The sequence below is a fragment of the Actinosynnema sp. genome (genome assembly GCF_052038725.1).
Genome location: NZ_JBQGCX010001472.1, coordinates 1 through 3,083 on the forward strand (window position 1 = coordinate 1; position 3,083 = coordinate 3,083).

3 protein-coding genes are annotated in these 3,083 nt (G+C 70.5%); all 3 read right to left on the bottom strand.

Going from position 1 to position 3,083, the window contains the following annotated elements:
• Positions 1 to 1,417: phage portal protein (locus ACTUAL_RS31080; RefSeq protein WP_440902726.1), on the bottom strand; the 1,417-nt coding region annotated here is incomplete at its 3' end.
• An 18-nt stretch (positions 1,418 to 1,435) separates the two neighbouring features.
• Positions 1,436 to 2,734: a PBSX family phage terminase large subunit gene (locus ACTUAL_RS31085; RefSeq protein ID WP_440902727.1), complete on the bottom strand. Its 1,299-nt coding sequence runs from the start codon at positions 2,732 to 2,734 to the stop codon at positions 1,436 to 1,438.
• On the bottom strand, positions 2,676 to 3,083 hold a 408-nt coding region (locus ACTUAL_RS31090), incomplete at its 5' end, for a hypothetical protein (protein WP_440902728.1). The genes ACTUAL_RS31085 and ACTUAL_RS31090, both read right to left, overlap by 59 nt.

Consider the following 3,083-nt stretch of genomic DNA (forward strand, 5'->3'; position numbering starts at 1 on the left):
CCGGGTGCAGGGCCTTGACCTTGGTCTCCGTGCTCGCCGCGCGAGCCCGGTCCCACGCCTCGACGGTCTGCGCCAGGCGGAGCTGGTCGACGGACACGCCGTCGGGCCACTGCACGTGGGGCACGTCGCCCTGCGGCGCGACGTCCGCGCCGAAGATGATCCGCTCCACCCACAGCAGCGCCACGGCGATGTGCTGGAGGCCGTCGCCGTAGTAGGCGGTCTTCTTCTCGCGCGTCAACAGGCTGCGGTTGCGCCGGTCGTTGACCTCGGTGGCGGTCTGCTCGCCGCCCTGCTCCTCCAACCCGAACGTGGCAGGGCTGTAGCCAGCGGTGCCGATCGCCTGGCGGATCAGCCGGAGCAGCGTCCTGTCGTGCTCCTCGACCCGGATCTCGAACTGGTGCAACGTGATGGTGTTGCCGCCAGCGGTGGTCGGGGGGATGTTCAGCGACTCGTAGACCTCGCGCTCGCTGTCCCAGGCGGCCCCCTGACCGGGGCCCATGTCCTGGAGGTAGGCGCTGGGCACGATGATGCGGCCCTTCGCGTGCCGCACGTCGCGCATCCAGGAGGTCAGCGTCTCGTCGACCGCGTCGAAGAGCTGCATGACCCCCTCGTAGTCGGAGCGGCCGAGGTCGCTGCCGCGATCCTCGCGTGAGGGCAGCATGTTGGGGATGTAGGCCACCGGCAGGACCGGCAGGCCGCGTGCGACGACCGGCTCGATTCCGGCCGTGGCCGGGTGCTGGTCGAGCGGGCGCGGTTCGCCGAGGCTGGTCTCGGTGCCGAGGTAGAGCGCGTTCTCCTCCACCGCCACCTGCGTGGCCTCGCCGCGCATCTCGTGGTGCTGGAGGTACCGCCACACCTGGCCGTCACGCCCGCCCGCGAGTTCGGTCCAGAACGTCACCTCGACCAGGCGGCCCCACGAGAACACGGGGATGGCGCGGTCCGCGTGCACGACCTGGAGCAGGGCGTGCCGTGCGACCCGCTCGTCCCAGCCGACGCGCAGGTACACCCCGCCGAGGGCGGAGGCGACCTCCGCGCTCTCGTGCAGCCGGGAGTGGACCTGTGCCAGGTCGTCCAGCCTGTCCCAGTGCGCCTGGTTCCGCCGGTCCCGGAACTTGATGGTGGGCGGCTTGGCGAACAGCAGGTCGGACGAGGCGGTGGCGATGTCGGCAGCCAGCGGGCAGTGGACCCCGGCCCGGCGGGAGCCGCTGGTCGGTTCGCCCCACCACCAGCGCGCCAGCCTGCCGACGAGCCCGCGCCGGTGTTGACTGGGGTGGTCACGCGGTGCCCTGCGTCCGCTGTACCGCTTGGCCAGCCGGTCGGGGTCCCCCGCGTACCAGGCGTCGTAGTCGGCGAACCTGGCGTGCGCGCTGGCTACCTCGGCGGGCGGCCACGCGGTGTTGGGGCTGGGGAGCGGCATGATCACCGCCCTTCGGGGTCAGGCTGCGATCGGCAGCTCCAGCGCGGGCTGCCAGATCGGTTCGGTGGAATGCACGACGTACCGCAGGCCGTCAAGGCCGTGGTCGTCGGTCTTGATCGGCTTGTCCTCGCCGCGCGCGGCGGCCTGCTCGTCCCAGCTGTAGCCGGGGAACTCCTCGATTAGGCCGGTGCAGGAGGGGTGGACGCGCAGCCGGTCGCGGCCGAGCAGGGAGGCCACCGTGCGGATGCCGGGCAGGACCTCGTTGTTGGCGTTGGCCACGTTGGTGACCCGGTCCCGGTACAGCTGCAACTGGAAGTCGGCTGCGGCCGGGTCGACGTAGTGCCAGGCCGGGTGGATGCCCTTCCTGCCGGTGCCGGGTTCGACCGCGTCGGCCAACCACCCTCGGAACGCCGCCGAGTACTCCGCAGAGGTCTTGGAGCGCAGCTCGACCCGGCTGTCGTACCGGTATTCGTGGGTGATCCACAGCCGGTTGTCCTCGCCGAGGCCGAGCAGGTGGGAGCTGAACGCGTTGGTGGTGCCGTAGTCGATGCCGGTGCCGATCCAGTGCTTGATGCGCGGGACGCGGTCGCTGACATGGTGCTGCTCGTCCCACATGTCGTAGATCGCGCCCGCTGCCTGGCACCACTCGCCGAGGATGAACCGGCGGAACCACAGCCCCACGTACTGCTGGTGCAGCCGCGTGACGTAGTCGGGGTCCAGGGACGGGTTGTCGGCGATGGTGAAGTGCCAGTGCGTCATGCCGACCTCGGCGGCGCGCAGCAGGAACTTCTTCCGCAGCCAGTGCCCCGGCCCATCGGGGTTGGTGGTGGCCAGCAGGCGCGCGCCTCGGACCCGCAGCCGGGACAGCAGCATCGTCCAGAACGGCTCGGGTACCAGGGTCGCCTCGTCCACGTAGGCCAGCGCGATGGTCGCGCCGCGGATGCGGCCTTCGGCCAGGGCGTTGTGCGCGCCGATCAGCTCGACCTGGCAGCCGAGGATCGTCGCCGTGGTGCTGCCGGTGGTGTGGTGCACCATGCTGGCCAGCTCGCCGAAGATCGCCGGGTCCTGCAACGGGTTGATGAGGTTGCGCTCGATGGTCTGGATCGTGCGGCCCACCACTACCACCAGGCCGCTCCGGGGGGCCTCGACCAGGCCGATCAAGAACCCGATCAGGGAGGAGATCGTCTTGCCGGAAGAGACCGCGCCGGTCCATAGGGCCAGCGGCGCCCTCCGTGACTCGACGATCGATCGGAGCTGCTTACGGCTGATCAGCCGGAAGACCCGGATCAGGTCCACGTTCAGGGCGGTCGGGGTCATCGACCACCACCTCGGTGTGCTCCTGGGCGACCATCGCGTCGTACGCGCGCTGGAGGCCGTCCGCGAGCTGTCCGACGAGCGAGGTGCCCACGTCGGTGCCGTCGTGGGTGTCGTGCTTGACCGCCGCGAGGTGCTTGTCGAACGCGAGCGCTGCGGACTGCATCAGGTTGCGGACGTCACTGCTCGGCGGCATGGCGACGATGTGCTCGGAGTAGATGTTCTCCTTGCCGCCGAAGGAAAAGACGGTGTACGGGCCGTGCAGGCGGTCGAGCAGTTCCTCGGCTTCTTCGAGGAAGCGGTCGGCGAGGTCGAGCCGCCTGGCGGCCATCTCCGCCGCGCGGGCCTGGGT

Bases quoted from the DNA above. Each gene is read 5' to 3' on its own strand.
- ACTUAL_RS31085 (WP_440902727.1), bottom strand. From the start codon at position 2,734: ATGACCCCGACCGCCCTGAACGTGGACCTGATCCGGGTCTTCCGGCTG.